This is a genomic window from Legionella drancourtii LLAP12 (genome assembly GCF_000162755.2).
Classification (GTDB): Bacteria; Pseudomonadota; Gammaproteobacteria; order Legionellales; family Legionellaceae; genus Legionella; species Legionella drancourtii.
The window spans coordinates 78,419-104,484 of sequence record NZ_JH413847.1 but is presented as its reverse complement, the minus strand read 5'-3'; the positions used below and the strand labels follow the sequence as shown (position 1 = coordinate 104,484).

The window sequence follows — 26,066 nt, the reverse complement described above, 5'->3', positions numbered from 1 at the left end:
TTATTATGCGTATATTCTTAATCTGTTTCATTTTTTTTTGTCACACTGTGAACGCGGATACAATTAAAAGTTATATGGAGATTGCCAATAACATTCCCCAAATGGAAGTTAAAGCAGATCCACAAGCGCAGGCCTGGGCTCGATCGGCACATCATGTGCTTACCATTACCTGTGAAAGTATTGCCGAAACCATGGTTCAGGCTAATGAGATAGCCCAAAGAAAAAACAATCCGATGTTTTGTCTGCCACCCGGTGTTCAACTGGATTCGGCACAGCTTAACAATCTGATTCAGCAAACCTATAAAGAAATTTCAAGCCAACAAAGTGATAAGGATTCCATGACGGTATCACAAGTTGCATGGATAGGGGTCGCGAAACAATTTCCGTGCCAAACAAATACTGCGAAAACTGAAATGGCGCAGGTTTCCGCGGCATGGGGGGGACAAAACTCCGCTTCAGTAGCCACGCAGACTGGCGCGTTTGCCCCATAGCCACAGAGGCTGGACTTTACAGTCCAGCACTTGGTGTTACTGACTAAACTCTTCAAACGCTTCCAAAGCTTCAGCAGCATACATTAACGAAGGACCGCCGCCCATGTATACAGCCATACCTAAAGTTTCTAAAAGCTCTTCTCTTGATGCATGTAACTTAACCAAAGCTTGTGAATGAAAACCAATACAACCTGGACAATGGTTAGCAACAGCCAAAGCCATGGCAATCAATTCTTTTGTTTTTTTATCTAAAACCCCCTCTTTAGTCGCCGCTTGTGCTAAAGCAGAAAATCCAGCCATTACCTCTGGCATTTCTTTACGCATCTTTGCTAATTGCGTACTAATGTCTTTGGTAACTTGGGTAAATTTATCTGACATTGAAAAACTCCTTTTTGATAGACTAGGTAAACTGCATCTAATCTACCGTATTCTCTGGAGCAGAAACAGATTATTTTAAAAAAATTAGGAGGCTAATCCATTGCCAAAGACATAGAAATGCCCAGAATGCTTAAGAAATAGCACGGCTCCATGTTTCCTTCGCCAAAGTTAGGCGACGCTCAATTTCCCCCAACTCAGATTTTAACTGCAAAATTACTGCGACAGGATGGTTACTACGTGTCATTTGCTCTAAAGTTGTGGTTAGTGCTTGTTGCTGCCGTTCTAAGGTCTGGATGTCCGTTTCTAGCCCCTGTATCCATTGTTGGCGCGTACTTAGCATTTTCACACCAAAAGAAACGTTTTCTTCTGTTATATTTTTACGACTGTGGATCTGGCATAAAGCCACCAAAACATTTACTTTGCGCCGAATACGCTCTGCCAAATAAAAAGCACTGCGCTCGTTCTTTTGCTGTGATAAGGATTGAATGTCGGCTTTAATTTCAGCAATGCAGCTAGCGCCACTGGGTTCTTTATTAGCAAATAAGCCTCTGGGTAAACTACGGCTTGAAAAAGACGCGCCTAGCCCGCTAATTTTCCATTCTAATTCAGGCAATCTGGTAATTAAGTCGCTGAGCAATTGATTCGATTCGGTTGGCATATCCATCTTAGTTCATGATGCATGTCGTTAACAGAAGAAGCAACCCGGGACATTCCACCCGGGCTAAACAGTAATTAAACCGCAGGCTCCAAATCAGGTGTTTTGGCCTGTAGCCAAGAGCTAATAAAGGGAGGGGAACACATCAGCAGTAAACCAATAATCAAAGTCAACTCATAACGCGCCAGACTGCCCACATCAATACCTTCAGGAGGGATGAAACTTACTGCCAAGGTAGCACACACCCCAATAATCCCGATACCGGCAACAAAGAACATACCCCCAATCCCCCCCGGAATTCTAAATTGACGAGGGTGATTAGGCTCTGCCAAACGCAATTTAATTGCCGCCGCAAACATGATGAAATACATCAACATGTATAATTGCGCTGCCAAGGCAGTTAATAACCAATAAGAGCCATTAACACTGGGCATAAATAAGAATAAACCCGATAATACCGTCACAATAGTTGCCTGTGTGAAGAGCATGACCACCGGCGCACCTTTAGCATTTGTACGCTGGAATGCACCTGGTAAATTACCATCTTCTGCCGCCACTAATAATCCTGTAGTAGGGGCAATAATCCAGTTGCTTACGCCACCAAGACCACCTAAAACCAACATGACAGCGACTACAGGCATCATCCAGGACATATGGTAACTGAAGAAGAACGCTTCAAAAGCCTGCATAATACCGGCAACCAAATTAATATCACCTTGCGGTAATACAATCGCTATGGCTAAAGAACCAAGAATTAAAGTACTTAAAATAATGACTACAGAATAAACTAAAACTTTAGGAAAGGCATGTTGTGGATTTTCCACATCATTGGCGTGAACGGTAGCAATTTCAATCCCGCAAAAGGACATAATAATTGCGGTTAAAGAAACCCACATCGAACGATCTGATAAATGCGGAACAATACTGGGCACATCGAATTGGATCTGTAAGGGATTTCCTTGTGTAATCCAGGCTACGCCTAAACCAATAATCAAGGACATCGGCAATAATAAACCAGCTAGAGAACAAAGATTACTAAACATCGCCGAGGAACTCATACCGCGTAAATTTAATAAGGTTGCCCCCCAAAAACAACTCACAATCACGGCCCACAGAAAATAAGAATTAGCAGTTAACTCAGGATTAATTAGATAACCAATAGTTCCTGCAACAAAAGAGAGGATGGTCGGATACCAAATTACATTTTCAATCCATTGCAGCCAAATAGCTAAAAAGCCAACTTTCTTGCCGAAAGCCTGTTTTACCCAAATATAAATGCCACCTTGTTTTGCCCATCCTGAGGCCAATTCAGCAGAGACTAATGCCGTTGGAATCAAGAAAAATATGGCGCCTAAAATAAAGTAAAATATTAATTGGCTACCAAATAAGGCGGTAGCCGGTAAATTACGTATGCTATCTACTGAGCCGACGGTAATCATGGTCAGGCTAAAAATGGTTAGTGAGTGTTTTTTATTGCTCATCGCATTCCTTCATTGCAGTGTTGGGCTTGCAGAAGCTTATTATATTCAATTAAAGCTTAAGGAACCCTTAATAATCGCATAATAAATAAACAAAAATCCCTTTATTTACCTGGAAATCTAAAAACGGGGCGTTGCATTTATTAGCATGGATGTAAAATACCACGATTTAAACAGAAAATCTCTGCCTTTTCGCCGCCCTTAATGCAAATAATGAAGTCGATAAGCAAAATAATTAAGCCAATAGGCGCTTAAAATCACTGCTTCACCTGTAAAAAACGATCCCGTGCATTGAGGACATATAGAGTACCGGCAAACGACTTTTTTAATGTGCGGTGCATTTTTCCGTAAAATTAATTTTATCCATATCCACGACACGTAAAGTCATATCATTGTAAGAAGGATAAGAAATTATCATAACAATTTTTGTTGAAAGCACTATGTGCAGAATTGTCAGTCTTTGTCATCGGCATTACACTACCGCCCAACCCAAGAGCCCCGTTCCTACAAACACCATCCAAAGGAATCAATAAAATTAATACCACAACGAAGCAACACACTGTAGACCCAAAGATTTTTGAATTTAATTTGGCAATGCAGCGCTATGGCCAGAGCAAATTTTATCCGCGTCTAGAGCGCCTGAATTCTTTTTTGGTCCTGTTATTACAAACTCTAACCTTATTTAAGTTATTAAGTGCCTACGATGGCACAAGGTTCGCCGTATTATTGACCGTATTTATTTTGGCTTACCTTCTTACTGATTTTATTAATGGTCTTGTACATATGTACATGGACAATAATACGCACTACACATCACTAATAGGCCCATTTATCTCATCTTTTCACCTTCATCACTCCCGGCTTAGATATAATTACCACAGCGCACTAAAAGTTTATGTTTATGAATCAGGAACTAAGTTTTGGCTCTTAGCCTATTTAATTGTGCTTAGTTACCTGCAATACACCATTGTACTCAATTATTCACTTAATCTGTGCCTTGTCAGTATTGGCATACTCTCGTCATTAGCCGAGGTGTCACATTTCTGGTGTCATAATGCCACGCCCAAAAACAAATTCATTTACAGACTACAAAAATGTCATATTTTGCTCTCAAAACAACATCATCTTGCCCATCATCAAAAAGATAATACTCATTATGCTTTTTTAAATGGCATGACCGACCCGCTGCTCAATAAAATTTCTCACTATTATTATGCTGGTTATAAAAATCATGCCGATCAACATGCGCTCGCCTATATCAAAACCATGCAGGCTAAACACGCTCTAGATAAATCAGCAATCCACCAGCCCATCAAGAAAGCTAATAAGACAAATGCTTAAATGCGCAAAAGGCACCATTCACCAAGAACAAGCGACAGCAAGAACTGGCAAACAATTACATCTCTGTGCTATAGTTCCTATTTTTTTCGGGTACCGCCACCATGTTTGAGACATTAACCGAACGTTTGACCCACGCCTTTAAAAGTTTGCGAGGACATGCTCGATTAACAGAAGAAAATGTACAAAGCGCACTCCGTGAAGTCAGATTCTCTCTGATTGAAGCGGATGTTGCTTTACCTGTTATTAAAGATTTTATTGACCGAGTAAAACAAAAAGCACTGGGACAAGAAGTTTTAAACGACTTAAATCCAGATCAAGCCTTTGTTAAAATAGTTCACGATGAATTAATTCTGGTTATGGGTGGCGAACGCGCTGAGCTTGATTTTAAAACGCAGCCTCCGGCCGTATTCTTAATGGCGGGTTTGCAAGGTTCGGGTAAAACCACCAGTACCGCCAAACTAGCGCGCTACTTAAAAGAAACCGAAAATAAAAAAGTAATGGTAGCCAGTGTCGACGTCTATCGACCAGCGGCGATCCAACAACTTAAAGTATTAGCAGAACAAATCGGCGTTACTTTTTTCCCAGCAGAAGCACATGAACAACCACTCGCTATTGCGCAAAAAGCGCTTGATAGTGCGAAAAAACAATATATGGATGTGTTGATTCTTGATACGGCAGGTCGTTTGCACGTCGATGCAGAAATGATGGCGGAGATCAAAGCCCTGCATCAAGCAATAAAACCAATCGAAACGCTATTTGTTGTCGACAGTATGACGGGGCAAGACGCCGCCAATACAGCAAAAGCGTTCCATGAAGCCCTGCCATTAACAGGGGTAATTCTGACGAAAACCGATGGTGACGCGCGCGGCGGTGCGGCTCTATCCGTAAAACAAATTACAGGCCAACCCATCAAATTCATCGGTAGCGGTGAAAAAGTTGATGCCTTAGAACCTTTTCATCCTGAGCGTATTGCGTCAAGAATTCTGGGCATGGGCGACATTCTTACCCTGATCGAAGAAGTTGAACGCAAAGCAGACAAACAAGCGAGCGAAAAACTTGCTAAAAAATTAAAGAAAGGCAAAAGCTTTGATTTGGAAGATTTTAAACAACAGTTATTGCAAATGAATAATATGGGTGGCATTACCGGCATGATGAGCAAATTACCCGGGATGAACCAAATGATGCCCCAGCAAGCAATGAAGCAAGTAAGCGACAAAGCCATGGCGCAAACAATTGCCATTATTAATTCCATGACACCTAAAGAACGACGCATTCCCAAACTTATCGCCGGCTCGCGTAAAAAACGTATTGCTTTAGGCTCAGGCACGCAAATTCAGGATGTTAATAAGCTATTAAAGCAATTTGAACAAATGCAAAAAATGATGAAAAAATTTACCAAGCCTGGTGGCATGCAAAAAATGATGCGTGGGATTGGTGGAATGGCAGGGTTAAAAGGGATGTTTCCAGATGATTTAAAATAATCATAGAAAAAGGCTGTAAGAATATAATAAATCAATTCCTGCAGCATGTTTGTGGGTTTATAAATCAGGCAATAACTGGAGAATTCATTGCTCAAGAGGCAAGAATTCATCAATTAACTACCTGGATTCATTGAAAAATTATAGTTTGTTGTTTTTTTTAATATAATTCGCAAGAATTACTTCACATGCCGAGTTAATTTTCGTACAATACACGGCATTTTTACGTAACCACTCTTAAAGTAGAGGAAAACAATGGTCGTTATACGTTTATCACGAGGTGGCGCCAAAAAGCGTCCGTTTTATCACATGGTTGTTACCGACAGCCGCAAGCGTCGCGATGGCAGTTACATTGAGCGTATTGGTTATTTTAACCCTGTTGCACGTGGACAAGAAGTTCGTTTACACGTAGACGCAGAGAAATTAAGCCACTGGCAACAAGTGGGTGCTCAGATGTCTGATCGCGTAAGCGCTCTGATAAAAGAATTTAACAAGAAAGACTCTGCTGCTTAATAACGTGAGTAATCAGGATAACTGGATAGTCATTGGTCGTTTTGGGCGACCTCACGGTGTTAAAGGCTTTGTTACGGTTCACTCCTTCACAGAGCCTCGTGACAACATTCTGAGGTATACGAATTGGCATGTCTTTATTAATAGTAAGTGGCAGCCTATTAAACTGTTGTGTGCAGAAGTACAAAACAAATCCATAATAGCCCAAGTTGAAGGTTATCCCGAGCGCGAAACAGTAGCTCGTTTGACTAATATAGAAATTGCCGTGCAAAAGGAACAGCTCGAAGAGCTGCAATCCGGTGAGTATTACTGGCATCAATTAATAGGCATGGACGTGATCAATGCTAAAGGCGAGTCTTTTGGTAGGGTTATTGAAATTATGCCTACAGGTTCCAACGATGTGCTCATAGTTCAGGGTGAAAAAAGACATTTAATCCCTTATTTACCTGGCAAATTTATATTAGATGTGAACAGCAGCCAACAGTTAATTACTGTTGATTGGGATATGGATTTTTAAGTGGTGCTTCATCTTGGAGTCATTACCTTAATACCCGAAATACTTAATGCGCTCAATTATGGCATTACGGGTCGAGCAATTGAGCAAGGCTTAGCTAAAGTCGATCACTGGAATCCCCGCGACTGGGCGTCAAGGCCATACAGGCAAGTTGACGATAAGCCTTATGGCGGTGGACCAGGAATGGTCATGATGTATGAACCCTTGCAAGCAGCAATTACGCAGGCTCGCAGCCAAATGCCAAGTCACTGCAAAACGATTTACCTCAGCCCACAGGGCAAGGTAATTCGTCAACATGACTTGAATCAAGTGGCAAATGACAAACAACCGTTGCTGTTTATTGCAGGACGATATGAAGGAATTGATGAGCGCATTCTTCAACACCATGTAGATGAAGAATGGTCTCTCGGAGATTTTGTTTTAAGTGGTGGTGAGTTGGCCGCTACGGTATTTATCGATGCGATTATTCGCCTGATACCGGGCAGTCTAGGACATCTTGGCTCTGCAGAACAAGATTCATTTATGAATGGTCTGCTTGATTGTCCTCATTATACTCGACCAGCAACCATTGACGGACTGAATGTACCGCCTGTTTTATTGGGTGGCAACCACCGAGACATAGAGCTGTGGCGTAGAAAACAATCTCTAGGTAAAACCTGGCAGAAACGACCAGATTTACTTGAAAATATAGAATTAAATAAAACAGACCAGCAACTGCTTGCTGAGTTTAAGTACGAACACGGTGATTCCTAATGAGGAAAAACCAATTTGAGGAGTAGTCCATGACTAATATTATTGACCAACTAAATGCTGAGCAAATGCAAGGCAAAGAAATCCCTGAGTTTAACCCAGGTGATACTGTTCTGGTTCAAGTGAAAGTAATCGAGGGAACCCGTGAGCGCTTACAGGCTTTTGAAGGTATTGTAATTGCAAAACGTAATCGTGGTTTGAACTCTGCATTCACTGTACGTAAAATTTCTCACAATGTTGGTGTTGAGCGTGTTTTCCAAACATACAGCCCAATTGTTGATAGCATTACAGTAAAAAGACGTGGTGATGTACGTCGCGCTAAACTGTATTATTTACGTAATTTAGCGGGCCGTGCTGCACGTATTAAAGAAAAATTAACCACTAAAAAAGCGGATTAATTGATACTAGCCTCTCTGCTCCTGATTCAGAAAAGAGAGGCTAGTCTCTTGGCTAAATGAAAAAAAAATGCCAAGTAAGGTAGTCCTCAATGAAAATTAATTCATTAGCAAAACCTATCGTCTCAGTTTTCACTACCCCTTGGGGCAGGTTGCAAGTAAAGTATGACGAACATTTCGTTTATTGCGCACACTTCACTCAAAATGCTGGAATCGCTGTTAAGCATGCACTCACTAATTTAATCCACAGCGAATTAACGGCCTATATAGCCAATCCACATCATCGTTTTCAATTGCCGTTAAAACCTCAGGGAAGCCCCTTTTTGCAAAAGGTATTGAATGCCTTATTGGTCATTCCTGTTGGTCGCACACTAACCTATGGTGAATTGGCCTTAAAAATACAAAGTAGTCCACGCGCAGTCGGACAAGCATGTAAACGCAATCCATTAGCTTTGTTTATCCCCTGCCATCGTATTGTCGGAAAAAATGATTTGGGAGGATATATGGGCAGTCCAGCTGCACTCACTTACAAAGCCGCCTTACTGGCACATGAATGCAAATAAGCTGCACCCCGTGAACCACATCCAGATACCTCCACCCTTTATCAGATTTTAGGCGCATTTCCTGGTTCAGGAGTAACGTGAGTATGCTCATTCGCGGGTAAAACAATAGTTAACAATCCACGGCTCAAATAAGTAAACAATCCCCAGGTTTTTTCGACCAACGTAGGCGGAAAAATTTTGTGTAAATGCTCTTCTTCCCAAGCCTCAGGTTGATGACAGCGAATTGCATTCACATAAATGATCATTTTATGAATACGGTCCTCGCTTAACTCCGTTTGCTCACGTAAATAAGAAAAAAAACTCTGTACTATTCCCAGTCGAGTGTTATAAAGAGGATTACTACATTCTTGGGCATGTACCAAGTTCAACAAGCGCAGATATTCCTCCAGAACAGTAAGAGGCTCAACAATTTCATTAATTTTTTTACAGGCCATATTCACTGAAATTTCATCTACCGATGTAATCTGTTGCATAAATTTATCACGCATCGAGCTTAATACTTCATCGAAATGTCCCCTTCCCATTTCAGCAGTTTTTTCTTCCATAAAACGCGAAATTTGTTTTTCTGTCATTTGCATGACCGGCATAAAATCACCCTGTGCGCAATAGCCATGAAAGGTCATACAGGAAAATAATGCGGACATAATTGTCATTAGCGGAAAAGCATACTTCCCCACTTGTAAAGGACTGGGATTTAACTCATAGATGGCGTAGAGCAGGGTAATTTGTTCAATATCTTTTTGACTGTAACCACAATTTAACCATTCAAAAATAAGACAATCCATCAATGCATCAGAGCCTAATGGATTATTACCTTCACGATATTTTTTTTCAATAAATGCTGGCCATTCCAAAAAACGAAGATAATCTCCGTCATGAAGAGCAATGCGGTAGGCGGAACTGGATGAAAGCATAACGATCCTTGTTACGAATGACTGTTTTTTTTAGATTATGATCCTATACTTAGAAAAAATAAACAGGCAGATGGTGTATGTCATGACAAAGAACGGATATCTAACAGTGGCTTTATCTCTTTTACCGCTGAATATAGCTCTGGCAAACTGCGATCTCACGCAATTTCGTTGGGACTGCGAGCTCCCGGTGCAAGTGAATCCCAAACCGGCAGCCCACTCATTAGTCTATTGTGGTAACTCTTATGGCTACCTTAGCAAAGAACAATATGACACCCTAACCCGATATCAGCGTGCCAGCGTAAATATGGTTTTAAATATTAATGGCGAATACATAGACAGTCCTTGTGTCCCCGCAGAAAGGTAGTAAAATAAGCCAGGAAACTTCTTATATCTTTTTCCGATGATTATTGAACTTGATGGCATTCCCATAGAAATAATACGCAAGCCAATTAAAAATATGAACTTACGCATTTACCCACCTGATGGTTTAGTAAAGGTAAGTGCACCACATAAATTTAGTGAACGCTTGATCCGGCAAACCCTTGAACAAAAAAAATCATGGATTCGCGAACAACGAGAGCGAATCCGTAGCCGTGCAACGCCTGAAAGTAGCGCCCTAGAAACAGGGGCAACAATAGCATTTATGGGCAAGAATTACCTGTTAATCATTGAAGAACACCAAGGCCCGACTCAGGTAATAATCCAGGATGCCTTAATCCACTGTTACACACGACCAAATAGCACTCAAGCCCAAAGGCAGACCATTATTGATAACTGGTATAAACAACAAATGGAATCCATCCTGCCCGCTCTAATTCAACATTGGGAAGCAATTGTCGGTGTCAAGGTTACACAGTGGAGCATAAAAAAAATAGAAATCACGTTGGGGATCATGCAACACGCAAGTAGCGCGCATTTGCTTAAACCTCAACTTGATCAAAAAAAACCAACAGTGTTTAGAGTACGTCCTGGTTCATGAATTAGTGCACTTACTCGAGCCTAGCCATAATCAACGCTTTTATAGGCTAATGAACACTTTTATGCCACAATGGCATGACTATGAATACCTACTTGAAGGACGACGCCGATTGCGATGAATATTGAACTCATTACACACGATCTTTGCACGCAAGGATTTCATCTCATTGATGCCTGGCTGGGACAAGAACACTGTCAAGCATTACGAACAGAAGCCCAAACCCTCTATACTCAAGGACTGTTTCGCGGCGCAAAAATAGGCCTCAACGTGGCATCTCATAAAAATGAGACCATTCGTACCGATGAGATTTTGTGGCTGGAAGGCAATGAGCTCAACCCGGCAGTACAAATTTTTTTAGCACAAATCCAACGCTTAGTCCAAATGTTAAACCAATCGTTATTTTTAGGCTTAAATGAATTTGAAACTCATTTTGCCAGCTATCAGCCTGGAACCTATTATAAAAAGCATATTGATCAATTCGCGGCGCAAAAAACCAGAAAAATTTCTTTTGTTTATTATTTAAACCAAGACTGGCGAGATGAATATGGTGGTGCATTAAAGATCTACGATAAAGAAGAACAACTCATCCAACAGATTGCCCCTGTAGAAAACCGTTTCATTTGCTTTAACAGTGAATTACCTCATGAGGTAGCGGTTACGCATCAACCACGTTACAGCATTACTGGCTGGATGAAAACTCGCGCATTATTCTCAGTACCACTACCATCATCTTCCTTATAGCTTCACTTGCAGAAGGCCTCTTCTTGAACTATTCTTTCTGCCGTACGGCACACAGACTTTTATCTTTACCGCAAGGATATGGATTAAAATAAATACAGCTTATGAATAAACCCTAACAATTCTGAATTGTTTTGACAATGGAGCTTATTTTTCAAGTTATTAAGATACGTTTCAACCGTTCTTGGAGACAAATTCATTAATTGCGCAATTTCTTTAATGCTATGATTTTGAATCAAAAAACCAAGGCAATGATATTCTTGTCTGCTAATTGAGATCTCCTTATCATTTAACGGCACCAGAATTTTTTGCAAATCGACCCTATCCATTTGTATTTTATACTGACATTGCTGTTCATGATCTATAAAGCGATCGGTTGAATAGGATATCCCTGGAGATTTTTCCAACAACTCCCGTGCATTATATTTATATCGATGAAGTCCTTGTTTAATGAAATCGAGGTTGTTAAAAACTAAATTCACAAACACGTCATTTTCAGGTTTAGTGGCTAATATAAACAAATCATCCCATTTAGTTTGTTTATCTACCAAATAAATGAAATGATCTAAATTAAACATCGCTCTTGTCAAATTCAAATCCTGCTGCGAGGATAAGTCTGGAAGATGTTGTAGTAGATAGCACCCTGAATTCAATAAAATATTTTTCCCAAGGCTAAATCGTATTGGGTATTTTTGTTCTATATAAAATCGTGACAAACTTGTTTCTGTCATCAAGGATTTAAAAATACCGGTATGCCAAACGCGTACATGTGAAAAAAAAGTGATTTTCAATTCATCTATGAAAGGATATACCATATCTGAAACCGAATCTGCGTATTTATCTTGATAAGATAAAGGATTTTCATCCAATTGCGTTAATTTAGTCATTCATCATTCTTTTAAACATTAAATAGTAACCTGGTAGCATTTTTACAGTAAATTTAACAGTAATTTTTCATTCTCATACATGTTATTATGTGTTTTTTATTAACTTAATGGGATAAAGATGCGCAATACAAACGAAGGTCATACCAAAAAATTTGCTTTTTTTAATTGGTCTATACAATTTAATTCAAAAACAATTAATTCTTTTGATAAAGGGGTTCGCTATAAAATGGGGCAAACCATTGAGGCCCTTAAAAAATACGGAGCCTACTTAACACACAGTGACTTAAAAAAGTTTGGCTTTATTCCTGATAGAGTAAACAAAAATAGATTTCATAACCACATTATTCACAACAACACTACTTATGTTGCAAATTGGCAGAAAGATACGCACAATAAATGCATATCCCTTGTTAGTCTAGCAAATCATGAGAATTTTAATTTTCAAAAAAAATTCAGTCCGCAAGGAAGGGGCTAATTTACCTATAAATTATTAGGAGCCGCAAACAGAATCAGCTCACATTCGTTTGCGAATAAATTTCTTGTAGAAAGATGCTAAACCTAATGAATTTAGATGGATTCAATGAATAATAACACGGTCATTTTCTGACCCTGAGGGATCCCCACAAAAATAGAAGATAAGCTGTTGAATATACTAAAAATGAATTGACACGCATTTTGTATTTTGATCCAATTATTGTCGCCAAACTCTAAAAGGATAACAAAATGCGTGTCGAGCAATTATTACATAATCACCTTCAAAAATCAGTTGTAATGCATAGTAAACGATTAGATAGTTTAATGTGCGCAGTAACAGCAGGAATGAAAGATAGGTGCGTTACCGTTACGGGGTTAGGTCGTCGACTTCGTATGAGCATTAAAGTTAAAAACAAGATTAAAAAGATAGACAGGCTTGTTGGAAACTCCCATCTGCACCAAGAAATACCATCGATTTATCAGTGTATGACCGGACTAATCCTTGGAAACATACGCCGTCCCATTATCATTGTTGATTGGTCGCCTCTAGGTCAAGGTACAGAACATCAGTTACTTCGTGCCACCTTACCTTCCGGGGGACGCGCGCTGACATTATACGAGTCGGCTTATCCTGAATCGCTCCTCACAAGTAGAAAAGTCCATCAAGAGTTTTTGGCTAAACTTTGCCAAATATTACCCGCAGGCTGCACACCTATTATTGTGACGGATGCAGGCTTTCGAAATACGTGGTTTGAAGATGTCTCTTCTTTAGGCTGGGATTGGGTCGGACGAGTTAGAAACCGAACCCATTATCTAGCAGCTAATGCTGAACAATGGGTTCCAATAAAATCTCTTTATCACCACGCAACATCTCGTCCTCAATATATCGGCCATGGCAATCTCTCTCGCAGAACCTCTGTTTCATGTGGTTTGTATCTTTATAAAAAACAACCCAAAGGACGTGTATTAAAAACACTAAAAGGAGCAAAATGCAGGCAGGCAACAAGCCTTAAAATCGCACAACGCGAGCGAGAGCCATGGCTGATTGCCACATCACTTCACCATAACACAACACTAAGTCGTAAGATTATTAAAATTTATGCTAAGCGAGCACAAATTGAAAATGGATTCCGTGATACTAAAAATCAACGTCTGGGGTTTAGTTTAAATGACTCTAAAACTTCGCATACCGCTCGGTTAAATGTTTTACTTATTATTATTGCCATCGCAACGTTTGGGCTTTGGTTGCTCGGTGGCTTGCTGAAACAAAAACAATTACATTTCCAATTTCAGGCCAACACTATCAAAAATAGAAATGTATTATCCAATGTCTTTCTTGGGTGGCAAATTATAAATAATTCCTCACCTCGGTTTAAACGTGCAGATTGGTTATCTGTCATTGACTCTATTTCTATAGATTTTAATTATGAGACTATCTTATGAAGCTGAAGCATTATAAATTTTGTGGGGATCCCTCAGAGTCTGACCCCATTGATTGAAACATGACAAATGGAACTGGCATGATTTTGGCTTTGAAGGTTTGCTAAAATCACCTATATTCAAATTAGGCGCGCTTATGCGCTCTAATGTAAAGCATGGAAATTTCTAATACCTTAAAATCAATAATGTGATATAACCATCATTCTTAAATACTTCCTATGAACTTTTGTGAGACTTTATTAATGCCATCTGTAACCTTAACATCCATCATTGAACTTAAGCACTTATTATTTGCCAGCAATCACTAGGACCAAAAGAGGTTAATATGTTAAATCATCACTACAAGCTCACTATTAGAATGATAGAACAGCAAGTGAAAGTACTAGCTCAAAGAAAAACCAGCGATGCGGAGATATTAAAAATACTCAGCGATTTTGCACCTGACGTGAAATATATTCTTGCTGCAGGAGGAGTCAAAGAAATTAGATTGTGCTTAAAAGAAAACCCTTTCTTTGCTTACTTCGTACGCCTAGTACAAGGTAAAAAACCAAGATCCGCTAAATGATAAGATACAGGCTACATCAACCCTGCGTTCTTCATTAAATTATGAAATTATGGCTATAGCTTGTTTATAAATTTGTCAGCTGTTGGTTACATCCGTTAAGGTGGCACATAATACCATCATAAATGGCTAGCATTGGCTCTATCTATCAATCACTCAGTTAATTAAGCCCTAAATTGGCGAAATAATTTCCACTTTAGTTGCAAACAAACCTTTCTCACCTTCCCTCAACACGTAACTAATGCGTTGATTTTCTTTTAACTCTTTATAACCAGCTACTGCAACTTCTGAAAAGTGAACAAATACCTCTGATTCACCTGTATCCGGGGTGATAAAGCCATAGCCTTTTATTTTGTTAAATCGCTTCACTGTACCAAACTGTTTATTCATATTAGATGCCTGAGCATTTTTTGGATTCGTAATATACCATTATTTCTAGCCCGAACATATTGTCCATTAAATTATATTTACAAAACCTAATAAACGCTTTTGCCTATTAATCAATATTTGTGACGATTAAAAGAAGAAGCTCATTATCATATTGCTCTAAACGTTCATTCATGATTTGCGTTGCCAAATGTCAAAAGATGATTTTCATCATCACGAAATTCATTAATGAATAGCTCAAGAATCTCATCAAGATATTCATAGTCTTGATCATTAATTAAATTAGCTTTTAAAAATAGTTAATGATAAATAAAATTTATGTTTGCTTTTATCGAGAACTCAATTCTGGAGCTTCATTAGCGAAACATCAGCATAATTGTGTATAATGACATTTTAATCCTCTCTAGATTCTCTATGCATGCCTTAGACATTAAACAATTATCAAAAACCTATGCTAATGGGGTGCAAGCGCTAAAAGGCATTGATTTAACAATTAAAACCGGTGACTTTTTTGCATTGCTTGGTGCTAATGGTGCTGGAAAATCCACAACCATTGGTTTAATAACCACCCTACTGAATAAAACCTCAGGAAGCATTAGTATCTATGGTTATGATCTAGATAATGAGCCTGAAAAAGCAAAGTCATGTCTAGGTCTTGTCCCCCAGGAAATAAACCTTAATATCTTTGAAAACTGCGAACAAATTTTATTAAGCCAGGCAGGTTATTATGGCATCTCACGCAAAAAAGCACTGCCGCGTGCTCATTTGCTTCTGGAACAATTAGGTCTGTGGGAAAAACGACATTCAATCGTACGCCACCTATCTGGCGGCATGAAACGCCGGTTGATGATAGCGCGTGCCTTAATACATCAACCTAAAGTGCTTATTCTTGATGAACCTACGGCCGGAGTAGATATAGAAATCCGCCACAGTATGTGGGAGTTTTTAACCCGCACGAATGCGGAAGGCACGACGATTATTTTGACGACCCATTATCTGGAAGAAGCAGAGCAACTTTGTAAAAATATTGCCATCATTGATAAAGGACAAATCATTAAAAATACCTCAATGAAGGCATTACTACAAACACTACGTCATCAAACGTTTATCTTCTATGCAGCAGCCCCTATTGAAATTTTGCCTGATCTTAGTCCATTTAAAGCAACACTAATTGACTGTAATACCCTCGAGGTACGTATTGATAATAATTTAAGCTTAAATGATGCATTTACCGCATTAAGCAAACACGGAATTATTATTCACAGTATGCGTAATAAAACAAACCGCTTAGAAGAACTCTTTTTGGATATTATAAAAAATGGCCATTAAACAACAATTTGTTGCATTATATACTCTGGTAAGACGTGAATTGGTACGCATGTTTCGCATTGCAAGCCAGGTTTTTTTACCGCCAGTAATTACGACAACGCTTTATTTTTTAATCTTTGGTAGCTTAATTGGGCCACGAATTGGTCAGATTCAGGGCGTGAGTTACCCCATGTTCATCGCGCCGGGTTTAATTATGATGTCTGTCATCGTGAATTCATATGGCAATGTCTCAACATCCTTATTTAGCGTGCGTTTTCAAAAAAGTATTGAAGAAATGCTCATCAGCCCGATGCGTAATAGCCTCTTGTTATTAGGTTATGTTCTTGGCGGTGTCTTTCGCGGACTTATTGTTGCTGTATTAGTATTTATCATCGCCAGCTTTTTCTTAACCATCGAATTAAATCATTTGCCGTTAACTTTGCTAGTCGTGCTTCTGGTATCGGCGGTGTTTTCATTAGCAGGCTTTACTAATGCCATGGTAGCCCGTAACTTTGATGACATCATGATTGTTCCAACTTTTGTGCTCACCCCCCTAACCTATTTAGGCGGCGTTTTTTACAGTACCAGCATGTTGCCTGAAATCTGGCAAAAAATATCCTGGTTTAATCCAATTTTATATATGGTGAATGCACTGAGGCAAGCCATGATTGGCCAAAGCGAGGTCGGTTTAGGCTTTGCCATGAGTATTATTTGTCTAATGTTAGTTTTATTAACCCTGCTCAATTTATTTTTATTAAAAAAAGGAGTTGGGCTGCGCGAATAAAAATTCGCGCATACCAATTTAAGGGATACAGGCTAAGGAAATATCTGCCATAGATGTAGCAGCTTGTACGGCTTCAACACCACTAAGGGTAGTAACCCCAGGCTCTAGGTTCGTAGCAACAAAAGTCGTGATTTGCGCGCCAATTTCACCACCAAGTCCAGACTCAACAGTTGCTTCTCCTTCTATCTTTCCTGAAGAATTAAGCGGCGAAGCAACAATTCCGTCTTTAGGGAATGGAGCATCAACAATACGATCACAACTCACACGAACACTATCACCGGCTCTCAGATACTTACCTCTTGCCGAAACAAGCCCTTCAAGAATCTGCACGTTAGTCACTTCGGAACCACGTAATCCAGCACATTGCGGATCTTGTTTTTTATGGTGCTGACCAGGTAATAGCGATGCGGCGACCCGTATATGAGTACCAAGGATAGCCAGCGAAACGATTGGGGTCTTCAATGTTTCCTTGATTTTTCCAGCATTTTGAATTTCAAGCTTACCACGACTTAATTCTGCATTGATTTGTGAATCGGTTTGTTTGGGGGAATAAGCTAAAATCTTATAAGTAGAATCTGAACCAATATTAACTAAAGCACCATTTGTATATTGGAGATGTATCGCCCCTCCAGCTCCGGTAGTAATTTCATCACCGGGATCTAAAGAAGCCCCCCGAGAAAGTGTTCTTTCGCTGCCATTGCGATTGGCGACCACTTTATTTTGTGTGAATAGCACCGTTGCAGCTGCAGCAAATAATTGATTCGCGGCAACAAATAACCCAATTAAAATTAATCTCTTCATATTTTTCCCTGTACAATGAATAAAATATTATAAAACAAGTACCAATTTACCACTAAACATCTACCTTACTGAACTACCCGCCGCTCCTACCTTATAAACGGATCAGGACACACACTTATTTATGAAGATGTATGTAAATCCCATCCCAATTTTCATCAGGTGCGCGTTCTTTAAATGCATTGATTCGCTGCAGATACATTTGATATAAATAAATATTCGAAGACTTGCTTTTCAGCATATCAAACTTCTTTTCCGCAGACGACCAATTGCACGCATAATAATCATCTAATGCACTATGGTATTCATCCAACTCAGCAAGAACATCGGCAGAAATTTCTGTAACCAGCCCCAGGGGCTGATAGATAATCAATCCAGTTTTGCGGCCCTTGACGGTTATTTTATCAACAGCGCGCCAAGCAAATTGCTCTTGTCCTGCGCGTGTCCCATCACTAACTAAAATGTTAACATGATAAAATTTAGTTAAATCCTGTAATCGAGAAGCTAAATTTACCGTATCGCCAAGGACGGTGTAAGCACGACGAAATTCGGAGCCCATGTCACCAACATTCATAAGCCCTGTAGCAAGACCAATCCCAATGTTCACCTCAGGCAACCCCAGTTTCATCATTTTTGCATTAATTTCAGGTAATTGTTTGATCATTTTAAGCGAAGCCATGAGTGCATGGTAGGCATGCTCTTCATCTTTGATAGGTGCCCCCCAAAAGGCAACAATCATATCCCCTACATATTTATCAATAGTGCCACGGAAACTAAAGATTATCTCCGTAATGGGCGTAAAAAATGTATTTAACAAGCGCTTAACATCAGAAGCCCCTAACGTCTCACTGATACTGGTAAAATTACGTATATCGCTAAACTGTACTGTCATATTACGCTCTTGACCTTCCATACTGTATTGGTCTGGAAATTCAATAAGCTCTTTGACATATTCTTCGGGAACATACTGACCAAATAACTGATTTATTTTGCGTTTTTGCTTACGCTCCATAATAAATAGGTACCCATAATTGACAAGGGTCTGCAAAATAATCAGGATTAAGACAAATGCTAACGGAACATACAGACTCTTAGCTACAAAAAGGTAGACCGATACAGCAAGAATAGCCAAAATACTTATTGGGGCCAGTACTAACATCCCTGAGACCCCAACAAAAGAAAAGATCAATGTAAAAAATAATCCCACTAACAACAAATGCAGCCGACCATGATTAGTATTCCAATCATAGCTAGCCACCAATTGTTGGCCAACAATACCCTGAACCATATTACCCACCATTTCAACGCCAGGAAAAGACTGCGCAACAGGTGAGTCATGCAAATCAGCCAGGAGAATCATCGTTGATCCAATAACAGCGATAGCCCCTTGCAAGTCGGTGGGATTGAAAGTGCCTTGCATGATGTCTGCTGCTGAATAATAAGTCAGTGTCCCAGGTTGCCCCCAAAAAGGAATAAGAATTTGTCCATACTCATTAGTCGGCACAAATACGGCTCCTATTTGGATTCCATACAACTTATTATCATAGAGTTTTAACGTTGCATGATCGACCATCAAATAGTTCATGGCAGTTGCCAAGGATAACGTTGCATACAGCTGGTTATTATAACTTGCTAACATAAGACCATGACGCACCGACCCGTCTGCATCAGGTAAATTAGTTACCGCACCCGCTTGCGTTGATGCTTTAAGGAATAATTCCAAACATCCGTGATAACCAGTAAACTGATATAAATCGAGATCACCACGATAAATAGTTCGACCATTGGGATAAGTTAATGAAGGAGGTAAAACTCCTTTTATAACCGACGGATCATTATGAAATAGATACCCCAACACCACATTATGATCCAATAAAGAATTCGCAAAAATTTGATCATTATCAACTTGTGGCGCAACTTCATCTAATAAAAGAGGAAGCTGTTGTTGCGTTTTCGTCAACTTCGATTCTAAAGGTTGTAATTCAGCTTTTAAACCTAAGGCATAATTTACTTCGGGCTCGGCCATGACAATATCTGTGGCAATCGTTACTACACCATTTTGTTTTAACTTCGTAACTAACTCCGCCATCTTGTTACGTGGCCATGGCCAACGGCCTTCCTTTAGCACCGCCTTATTATCAATATCAATAATCACAACCTGCGGGTTTTGATAATGTGGCCGCAAATTCAATTGCACAATCTGATCATAAATTCGATTGTCTAAGCGATTGATAAGGAAACTGACCAAAGGAAGATGTGTCACATCAGCAAGAAAAATAAATGCCGTACAGAATAATCCTAAGTAGACTTGTGTCCATTTGAAACGCAGCTTTTGGAGTAACAATTCACGAACAGTGGTCACAAGACATTATCCTTAATCGAAACCTAGCTAAAAGGAGATGCTAAAAGACAGAATCCCTCTCCCCGAACAGGAGAGGACATTCCAAAGCTTTAACGACACCAATGTTATCCAATATGTTCCTAACTGAATTGATATTCTAATGCGGCAAGTGTTTGATAACTACGGAAGGTTGAGCCGGCATTGTAATATTTTTCCTCAACCCGCATGGTGACATTTTTATACGTATACGATACTCCAGCACCTAGACGGAAACCATTCTTATCCATATTTAATTGCGGTAAGGAGCCGTTAATTATGCTTGTAGGACTCACAATTGGGCGACTATTTGAAAAATCCACAACCTGGATTAAACCACCATTAATAAATGGCATTAATTTAGGCTTAATGAAATAACCAACCTCGACATTTTCTAATAATAAAGTAGCCTTGCTGGTTAAGCGCTCAACACGTTGGCTCATGCCTTGGGTAGGGAATAAATAATAATAGTGAGGTGTATCAATTTCACTGTATAACACGCCAAAATTAGCTCTTAGCAAAAATTTCTGCCAAGTTTTTCTATAAATACCATTCACGCTGACAAACCAGTTATCACTATTATTTCGTGCATGCGCAAATAAGGGCTCAGGATTCAGGTCGCTCGGTAAAATAGTACTATAGGTATTTAATTGGTTGTATCCGTAACCGCCAGCCACATCGACATAAATTTGAGGCGTAAACAGTTTAAGGATATGGCCAAAAATCGTACTATTTTTTATAGTCTGCTCAGAACTTGTTGTTGGTATTGGTGAAAAGGCATATTTTGAAGCCAGCGCCGTATCAATTCTGAAGTAATAAATACCAGCCATAATACTCGAACTAAGTGACAGGTGATCTGCCCCTGCTGAATAAAGATTTGAATGCCCGTTGAAGCGATTAAGATTAGCACCGCTTGTTGATTTAAAATTAAAATCAGTATAGCCATAAAGCATTTCTGGAGTTATTTTTTGAAAAAAACCGGATAAGCCTGGGCGCTCACTGGTGGTCTGTGCCATATCATTTCGGGTTCTAGATAAAGCATCCGCATAAATCATTTGCCCATTACATACTAAAAAAATTGATAGAATTACAGAACGTAGTTTCATCACATCTAAATTCCTTTTAGAGAAGGTATTAAAATTATTTGTCATCATAAACAAAAAAAGGGGGCTTGCACAAGAAAAGAGTATGCAATTATTAATTTAAATGTGGATTAAGTTAAAAAAACCGCTTATTTACGTTTTACGTTTGAAACCTAACGCTTTCAAACGTTGGTCAATTGAAGGGTGGGTAGCAAAAACATTGCTTAAAGACTTAACTGGATCAATATCAGAAGGATCAAAAAGATAAGCGGCTCGTCGAACTTCCTCATGAGGTGTATTCCCATATTCTGCCGAATAATATTCAGCATGCCGTTCATGATCCGAACTGATTTTAAGTAAGGCACGCGCTAAAGGCTCATTATCACGCATTAATTCAACACATCCAGCATCAGCCATATACTCTCGGGTTCGACTTAAAAATAGAGTTAAGACAACCGTCACTAAAGGCAGAAGATAACGCATAATCATAATGACCACGAATAAGCGATTATCATCGCGTTGATCATCACGTCTATACAGGGACGAATAAAATAAAATATCAACAACGATTAACAGAATATTACTTAAAACCGCCACGGTTAATGTCAGTTTAATATCATAATGTCGTATATGGCTCAATTCATGCGCCATTACCGCCTGCAGTTCGGCCCGCTCGAGTTTATCAATTAAACCACGCGTAATTGCCACCATTGAGGATTTTTCACTGTAGCCACTAGCAAAAGCATTCATATAATCTGCTTCAATAATAAAAACACGCGGAACATAGTGCAAACCAGCGGCAACGGTCATCTCTTCAACCACATTATATAACTGTTGTTCTTGTACATTTTTTGCAGTTTTTGGAGTAATTTCATGATACTCCGTGCCTAGTAACATAATGCGATCATAGAACGTGTAGGTTATGAGCAAAGATACGACTGCCGAACCAACCATCAGCAGCGTTGCATAAGGAATAACACGTAAATAAAGCAAGGCATAAATGCTTTGCTCTATAGTAATATGTGGATACATTGCCAGCAACAAACAGACATCAGCAACAAAACCAACTGCAAAATAACCGCCAATGAATAAAGTAATCACTATACGAGTCTTAAGTTTATTTTTTCTGATTTGCTCGCGCCAATCAGCGGCACTGCCATGATAATCTGCAAGACTCATAATTTATACTCAAAATTTTACACTATAGTCTTCTTTAGCCTGAATCTGTTCTTCAGGAAGCCCCCAATAGACAAAATCTTTATTCAAAGCAGATGCATAAAAATTAACGACCATAGATTCAAAAAACGCTTTTTTCTTCGCATTATATCGTTCAATTGCATCATTATATGCTTGCTTAGCATAAGCTAATTTATTTTCTGTATTCACAATTTCTTCTTGTAATTGCATCACATTTTGATTTGCTTTCAAATCAGGATAACGCTCAAAGACCACGTTAATGCCAGAGGCAATCTGAGAAATGCCATTCTCAGCGGCCATTCGCCCCTGTTCATCCCCCGCAGCCTTAGCAGCTTGAGCCTGATTACGTAAAGCCACAACATCTTTTAATGTGGTCTGTTCATAATCCATGTACTTTTTGACGGTATCAATTAATGACTCAAATACTTTAAAACGGCGGTCCAATTGGATATCAATTTGTTTTTTATCGTTATTGATCGTTTCAATTAATTGAATTAGCGTGTTGTAGATGCCAATAGCCCATAAAAACAAAAGGACTACAATGACGAGTAGCACAATAAAGAAGGTTCCCATTTTGTTATCCCTATGCAAAATATTCTACTTTAGTTATAGCTCGAAAATGATAAAAAAAACAGGGGTGGAAAAAGTAGGTAGGTTATTTGCCCAAACATTTGCAGCCTAATATGCACTACAATTGGGCTTTACAGCCCAATCGGCTGCTAAGATTTACTTTTTGGGTAGAGCAACGGTTGCAAAAATTGACCGGTATAAGACTGCTTACATGCCGCCACTTGCTCGGGGGTTCCGGTGGCAACAACCAGCCCGCCTTTGCTCCCACCTTCAGGCCCCAAGTCAATAATCCAATCTGCGGTTTTAATTACATCAAGATTATGTTCAATAATCACAATCGTATTACCCTGTTCACGCAAGCGAAATAATACGGCCAATAATTGGCGCGTATCATGAAAATGCAAACCCGTTGTTGGTTCATCAAGAATGTATAAAGTGCTACCGGTACCTCGTTTTGACAATTCACGAGCTAACTTAATCCGTTGTGCCTCACCTCCAGAAAGGGTCGTAGCGCTTTGCCCTAATTTAATATAAGACAAGCCCACATCCATTAAGGTCTGACATTTTCTCGCCAACACCGGAATTGCCGCAAAAAAACTGCAAGCGTCTTCAACGGTCATGTCTAAAACTTCATGAATGTTTTTTCCTTTATACTGAATATCTAAAGTTTCGCGATTATAACGTTTACCTTGGCATAGATCACAGGCGACATAAATATCGGGTAAAAAATGCATTTCTACTTTGATAAGTCCATCTCCCTGACACGCCTCACATCGCCCCCCGCGAACGTTAAAACTAAAACGTCCAGGCTGATAACCTCGTGCGCGCGCCTCAGGTGTGCTTGAAAATAATTCCCGGACAGGTGTAAATAAACCAGTGTATGTTGCCGGATTCGAGCGTGGTGTACGACCAATCGGGCTCTGATCAATATCAATAACCTTGTCACACCAATTGAGTCCAGAGATTTCTTTTACCGCCCCCGGCATAAATAAACTGGCTCTATTAAGCATATTTGCCGCCATGGGATAAAGTGTATCATTAATCAAACTGGACTTGCCTGAACCCGAAACCCCAGTAATGCACGTTAATAAACCTAAAGGAATACTCACATTAACCTGATGCAAGTTATTGCAAGTAACCCCCTTTAAATGAATCATTTTTTCTGGATTAATTGGTAAACGCTGTTCAGGGATTACAATAGCCTGTTTGCCGGATAAATATTGCCCAGTCAATGAAGCAGGATTTCGCATCACCTCATCAGGAGTCCCACTCGCAACAATTTCGCCACCATGAACGCCAGCACCAGGGCCGATATCTAAAACAAAGTCCGCACTACGGATGGCATCTTCATCATGCTCAACCACAATAACGGTATTGCCTTGATTACGCAGATGCATCAAGGTCCCTAATAAGCGATCATTATCACGCTGATGCAAGCCAATGGAAGGCTCATCTAAAATATACATGACCCCAACCAAGCCCGAACCAATTTGACTGGCTAAACGAATACGTTGCGCTTCACCACCAGATAAAGTTTCGGCACTGCGTGTCAGTGATAGATAATCTAAGCCCACATTGACTAAAAAGCCTAAACGTTCAACAATTTCTTTATTAATTTTTGCCGCAATTTCACCTTTATAGCCAGTTAAGCGTAAGTTTTTAAAAAACTCATATGATTTTTCGATTGAATAAGCGGCTATTTCGGGTAGATTCTTATCGTCAATAAAGACGTTACGCGCCTCTTCACGTAATCGCGCACCATGACAGGTTTCACAAGGGCGTGAAGATAAATATTTTGCCAATTCCTCGCGGATCATTCCTGAATCAGATTCATGATAACGCCGTTGCATATTAGGAATGATTCCTTCAAATGCATGTTGCTTTACCATGTAACCGCCATTGGGACGATGATAATGAAATTCAATTACGTCACGACCACTGCCGTATAAAACTATTTTTTGCATGTCTGCGGGAAGATCGCAAAATGGCGTATCGGTAGCAAAGCCATAATGGCGCGCAAGCGATTCCAGCATGGAATAATAATAAGACGTTTTTTTATCCCAGCCCCGAATGGCTCCTTCAGCTAAGCTAGCAGTAGCATCATGGATCACCCGTTCCGGATCAAAAAATTGATCTACGCCTAAGCCATCACAAGAAGGACAAGCACCAACAGGATTATTAAAGGAAAAAAGTCGAGGCTCTAACTCACTTAAGCTATAACCACATTCAGAACAAGCAAATTTGGAAGAAAATAAAAGATCGGTGAATTTATCGTCCATTGAAGCGGCTACAGCAATGCCTTCAGCTAAATTTAAGGCATTTTCAAAAGACTCACTCAAGCGCTGAGCAATATCTGGCCTGACCTTAAAACGATCCACGACGACTTCAATCGTATGCTTGGTACGCAAACCTAATTTGGGCGGCGAATCCAGCTCGCAAAGTTCACCATCAATCCGCGCACGCACATAACCTTTCGCTTGCAATTGTTGCAGTAACTGCACTTGCTCGCCTTTACGCTCGCGCACCACCGGGGCCAAAATCATGACTTTAGCATCCCGGGGCAAAGCTAAAACCTGATCAACCATCTGACTTACTGTTTTCGCATGTAAGCTTGCATGATGTATTGGGCAACGAGGCTCGCCAACACGCGCATACAACAATCGCAAATAATCATAAATCTCGGTAATTGTTCCTACCGTAGAACGTGGATTATGTGAGGTTGCTTTTTGCTCGATTGAAATTGCCGGCGATAAACCTTCAATAGAATCCACATCCGGCTTTTCCATCATCGACAAAAATTGCCGTGCATAAGCAGAGAGCGATTCAACATAACGGCGTTGCCCTTCGGCATACAAAGTGTCAAAGGCTAAAGATGATTTCCCCGATCCGGACAAACCAGTAATCACGATTAATTGATCACGCGGTAAATCCAGGTCGATATTTTTAAGATTGTGGGTTCTTGCACCACGGATACTGATAGTCTGCATAAAATCCGATAGTTTAGTTGTAACGACTC

General features: G+C 39.8%; 27 protein-coding genes and 1 pseudogene. 16 read left to right on the top strand and 12 right to left on the bottom strand.

What is annotated here, in order from left to right:
• The first annotated feature begins 5 nt into the window (after positions 1 to 5).
• Positions 6 to 491 carry a hypothetical protein gene (locus LDG_RS15255; protein ID WP_050805587.1) on the top strand — a complete coding sequence of 162 codons (486 nt, stop codon included), beginning with the start codon at positions 6 to 8 and terminating at the stop codon, positions 489 to 491.
• 36 nt (positions 492 to 527) lie between these two features.
• Here LDG_RS15255 and LDG_RS15250 read toward each other — a convergent pair whose 3' ends face one another.
• From LDG_RS15250 to LDG_RS15240, 3 genes are all read right to left on the bottom strand, one after another.
• Entirely contained in the window at positions 528 to 869 is a 342-nt protein-coding gene (locus LDG_RS15250; protein WP_006872327.1) for a carboxymuconolactone decarboxylase family protein, read from the bottom strand.
• 130 nt (positions 870 to 999) lie between these two features.
• The gene (gene priC, locus LDG_RS15245) at positions 1,000 to 1,533 is read right to left on the bottom strand and encodes a primosomal replication protein PriC (RefSeq protein WP_006872326.1); all 534 of its coding nucleotides are present in this window, start codon (positions 1,531 to 1,533) and stop codon (positions 1,000 to 1,002) included.
• 68 nt (positions 1,534 to 1,601) lie between these two features.
• Complete coding sequence (locus tag LDG_RS15240) at positions 1,602 to 3,005, bottom strand: APC family permease (protein ID WP_006872325.1); 1,404 nt, start codon at positions 3,003 to 3,005, stop codon at positions 1,602 to 1,604.
• Positions 3,006 to 3,452: 447 nt separating this feature from the next.
• On the opposite strand from LDG_RS15240, the gene LDG_RS15235 reads away from it, so the two are divergent.
• The 7 genes from LDG_RS15235 (at position 3,453) to LDG_RS15205 (ending at position 8,553) form a co-directional block, all read left to right on the top strand.
• Positions 3,453 to 4,343 carry a fatty acid desaturase CarF family protein gene (locus tag LDG_RS15235; RefSeq protein ID WP_006872323.1) on the top strand — a complete coding sequence of 297 codons (891 nt, stop codon included), beginning with the start codon at positions 3,453 to 3,455 and terminating at the stop codon, positions 4,341 to 4,343.
• A 101-nt stretch (positions 4,344 to 4,444) separates the two neighbouring features.
• The gene (gene ffh, locus LDG_RS15230) at positions 4,445 to 5,824 is read left to right on the top strand and encodes a signal recognition particle protein (RefSeq protein ID WP_006872321.1); all 1,380 of its coding nucleotides are present in this window, start codon (positions 4,445 to 4,447) and stop codon (positions 5,822 to 5,824) included.
• Between the two features lie 252 nt (positions 5,825 to 6,076).
• Complete coding sequence (gene rpsP / locus LDG_RS15225) at positions 6,077 to 6,334, top strand: 30S ribosomal protein S16 (RefSeq protein WP_006872320.1); 258 nt, start codon at positions 6,077 to 6,079, stop codon at positions 6,332 to 6,334.
• 4 nt (positions 6,335 to 6,338) lie between these two features.
• Positions 6,339 to 6,848 carry a ribosome maturation factor RimM gene (gene rimM, locus LDG_RS15220; protein ID WP_040536188.1) on the top strand — a complete coding sequence of 170 codons (510 nt, stop codon included), beginning with the start codon at positions 6,339 to 6,341 and terminating at the stop codon, positions 6,846 to 6,848.
• The gene (gene trmD, locus LDG_RS15215; RefSeq protein ID WP_006872318.1) at positions 6,849 to 7,598 is read left to right on the top strand and encodes a tRNA (guanosine(37)-N1)-methyltransferase TrmD; all 750 of its coding nucleotides are present in this window, start codon (positions 6,849 to 6,851) and stop codon (positions 7,596 to 7,598) included.
• A 29-nt stretch (positions 7,599 to 7,627) separates the two neighbouring features.
• Complete coding sequence (gene rplS / locus LDG_RS15210; RefSeq protein WP_006872317.1) at positions 7,628 to 7,993, top strand: 50S ribosomal protein L19; 366 nt, start codon at positions 7,628 to 7,630, stop codon at positions 7,991 to 7,993.
• Between the two features lie 89 nt (positions 7,994 to 8,082).
• Positions 8,083 to 8,553: a methylated-DNA--[protein]-cysteine S-methyltransferase gene (locus LDG_RS15205; RefSeq protein WP_006872316.1), complete on the top strand. Its 471-nt coding sequence runs from the start codon at positions 8,083 to 8,085 to the stop codon at positions 8,551 to 8,553.
• 41 nt (positions 8,554 to 8,594) lie between these two features.
• Here the strand turns inward: LDG_RS15205 and LDG_RS15200 are convergent, their stop codons facing one another.
• A complete protein-coding gene (locus LDG_RS15200; protein ID WP_006872315.1) occupies positions 8,595 to 9,467 on the bottom strand; it encodes a helical bundle domain-containing protein in 873 nt (290 codons plus the stop codon).
• An 82-nt stretch (positions 9,468 to 9,549) separates the two neighbouring features.
• On the opposite strand from LDG_RS15200, the gene LDG_RS15195 reads away from it, so the two are divergent.
• The 3 genes and pseudogenes from LDG_RS15195 (at position 9,550) to LDG_RS15185 (ending at position 11,187) form a co-directional block, all read left to right on the top strand.
• Positions 9,550 to 9,831, top strand: coding sequence for a hypothetical protein (locus tag LDG_RS15195; protein WP_040536184.1), 282 nt, complete (start codon positions 9,550 to 9,552; stop codon positions 9,829 to 9,831).
• A 105-nt stretch (positions 9,832 to 9,936) separates the two neighbouring features.
• Positions 9,937 to 10,564: pseudogene (locus LDG_RS15190) on the top strand (YgjP family zinc-dependent metalloprotease).
• A complete protein-coding gene (locus LDG_RS15185) occupies positions 10,561 to 11,187 on the top strand; it encodes a 2OG-Fe(II) oxygenase (RefSeq protein WP_006872312.1) in 627 nt (208 codons plus the stop codon). Before LDG_RS15190 ends, LDG_RS15185 begins: the two are co-directional and overlap by 4 nt.
• Before the next feature lie 83 nt (positions 11,188 to 11,270).
• Here LDG_RS15185 and LDG_RS15180 read toward each other — a convergent pair whose 3' ends face one another.
• Positions 11,271 to 12,071 carry a helix-turn-helix transcriptional regulator gene (locus LDG_RS15180; RefSeq protein ID WP_006872311.1) on the bottom strand — a complete coding sequence of 267 codons (801 nt, stop codon included), beginning with the start codon at positions 12,069 to 12,071 and terminating at the stop codon, positions 11,271 to 11,273.
• A gap of 118 nt (positions 12,072 to 12,189) precedes the next feature.
• Here LDG_RS15180 and LDG_RS15175 point away from each other — a divergent pair, with 118 nt between their 5' ends.
• From LDG_RS15175 to LDG_RS15165, 3 genes are all read left to right on the top strand, one after another.
• Positions 12,190 to 12,546, top strand: a complete 357-nt coding sequence (locus LDG_RS15175) for a hypothetical protein (RefSeq protein WP_006872310.1) — start codon at positions 12,190 to 12,192, stop codon at positions 12,544 to 12,546.
• 248 nt (positions 12,547 to 12,794) lie between these two features.
• Entirely contained in the window at positions 12,795 to 13,988 is a 1,194-nt protein-coding gene (locus LDG_RS15170; RefSeq protein WP_006872309.1) for an IS4 family transposase, read from the top strand.
• A 322-nt stretch (positions 13,989 to 14,310) separates the two neighbouring features.
• Entirely contained in the window at positions 14,311 to 14,550 is a 240-nt protein-coding gene (locus LDG_RS15165) for a hypothetical protein (RefSeq protein WP_040536182.1), read from the top strand.
• A 168-nt stretch (positions 14,551 to 14,718) separates the two neighbouring features.
• On the opposite strand, the gene LDG_RS15160 is transcribed toward LDG_RS15165, so the two are convergent.
• A complete protein-coding gene (locus LDG_RS15160) occupies positions 14,719 to 14,937 on the bottom strand; it encodes a cold-shock protein (protein WP_006872306.1) in 219 nt (72 codons plus the stop codon).
• A 411-nt stretch (positions 14,938 to 15,348) separates the two neighbouring features.
• Between LDG_RS15160 and LDG_RS15155 the strand changes: the two genes are divergently transcribed.
• Positions 15,349 to 16,263: an ABC transporter ATP-binding protein gene (locus LDG_RS15155; protein WP_006872305.1), complete on the top strand. Its 915-nt coding sequence runs from the start codon at positions 15,349 to 15,351 to the stop codon at positions 16,261 to 16,263.
• The gene (locus LDG_RS15150) at positions 16,253 to 17,026 is read left to right on the top strand and encodes an ABC transporter permease (RefSeq protein ID WP_006872304.1); all 774 of its coding nucleotides are present in this window, start codon (positions 16,253 to 16,255) and stop codon (positions 17,024 to 17,026) included. The genes LDG_RS15155 and LDG_RS15150 overlap by 11 nt, the downstream gene beginning before the upstream one ends.
• An 18-nt stretch (positions 17,027 to 17,044) precedes the next feature.
• On the opposite strand, the gene LDG_RS15145 is transcribed toward LDG_RS15150, so the two are convergent.
• The 6 genes from LDG_RS15145 to uvrA form a co-directional block, all read right to left on the bottom strand.
• Complete coding sequence (locus LDG_RS15145; protein WP_006872303.1) at positions 17,045 to 17,827, bottom strand: FecR domain-containing protein; 783 nt, start codon at positions 17,825 to 17,827, stop codon at positions 17,045 to 17,047.
• A gap of 115 nt (positions 17,828 to 17,942) precedes the next feature.
• Positions 17,943 to 20,186 (bottom strand): CHASE2 domain-containing protein, encoded by a 2,244-nt coding sequence (locus tag LDG_RS15140; protein WP_006872302.1) that lies wholly within the window; start codon positions 20,184 to 20,186, stop codon positions 17,943 to 17,945.
• A gap of 119 nt (positions 20,187 to 20,305) precedes the next feature.
• Complete coding sequence (locus LDG_RS15135; RefSeq protein ID WP_006872301.1) at positions 20,306 to 21,307, bottom strand: autotransporter outer membrane beta-barrel domain-containing protein; 1,002 nt, start codon at positions 21,305 to 21,307, stop codon at positions 20,306 to 20,308.
• A 129-nt stretch (positions 21,308 to 21,436) separates the two neighbouring features.
• Positions 21,437 to 22,462, bottom strand: a complete 1,026-nt coding sequence (gene htpX / locus LDG_RS15130) for a zinc metalloprotease HtpX (protein ID WP_006872300.1) — start codon at positions 22,460 to 22,462, stop codon at positions 21,437 to 21,439.
• A gap of 9 nt (positions 22,463 to 22,471) precedes the next feature.
• Positions 22,472 to 23,053 (bottom strand): LemA family protein, encoded by a 582-nt coding sequence (locus LDG_RS15125; protein ID WP_006872299.1) that lies wholly within the window; start codon positions 23,051 to 23,053, stop codon positions 22,472 to 22,474.
• A gap of 146 nt (positions 23,054 to 23,199) precedes the next feature.
• A complete protein-coding gene (uvrA, locus tag LDG_RS15120; protein WP_006872297.1) occupies positions 23,200 to 26,037 on the bottom strand; it encodes an excinuclease ABC subunit UvrA in 2,838 nt (945 codons plus the stop codon).
• Between the last annotated feature and the right edge of the window lie 29 nt (positions 26,038 to 26,066).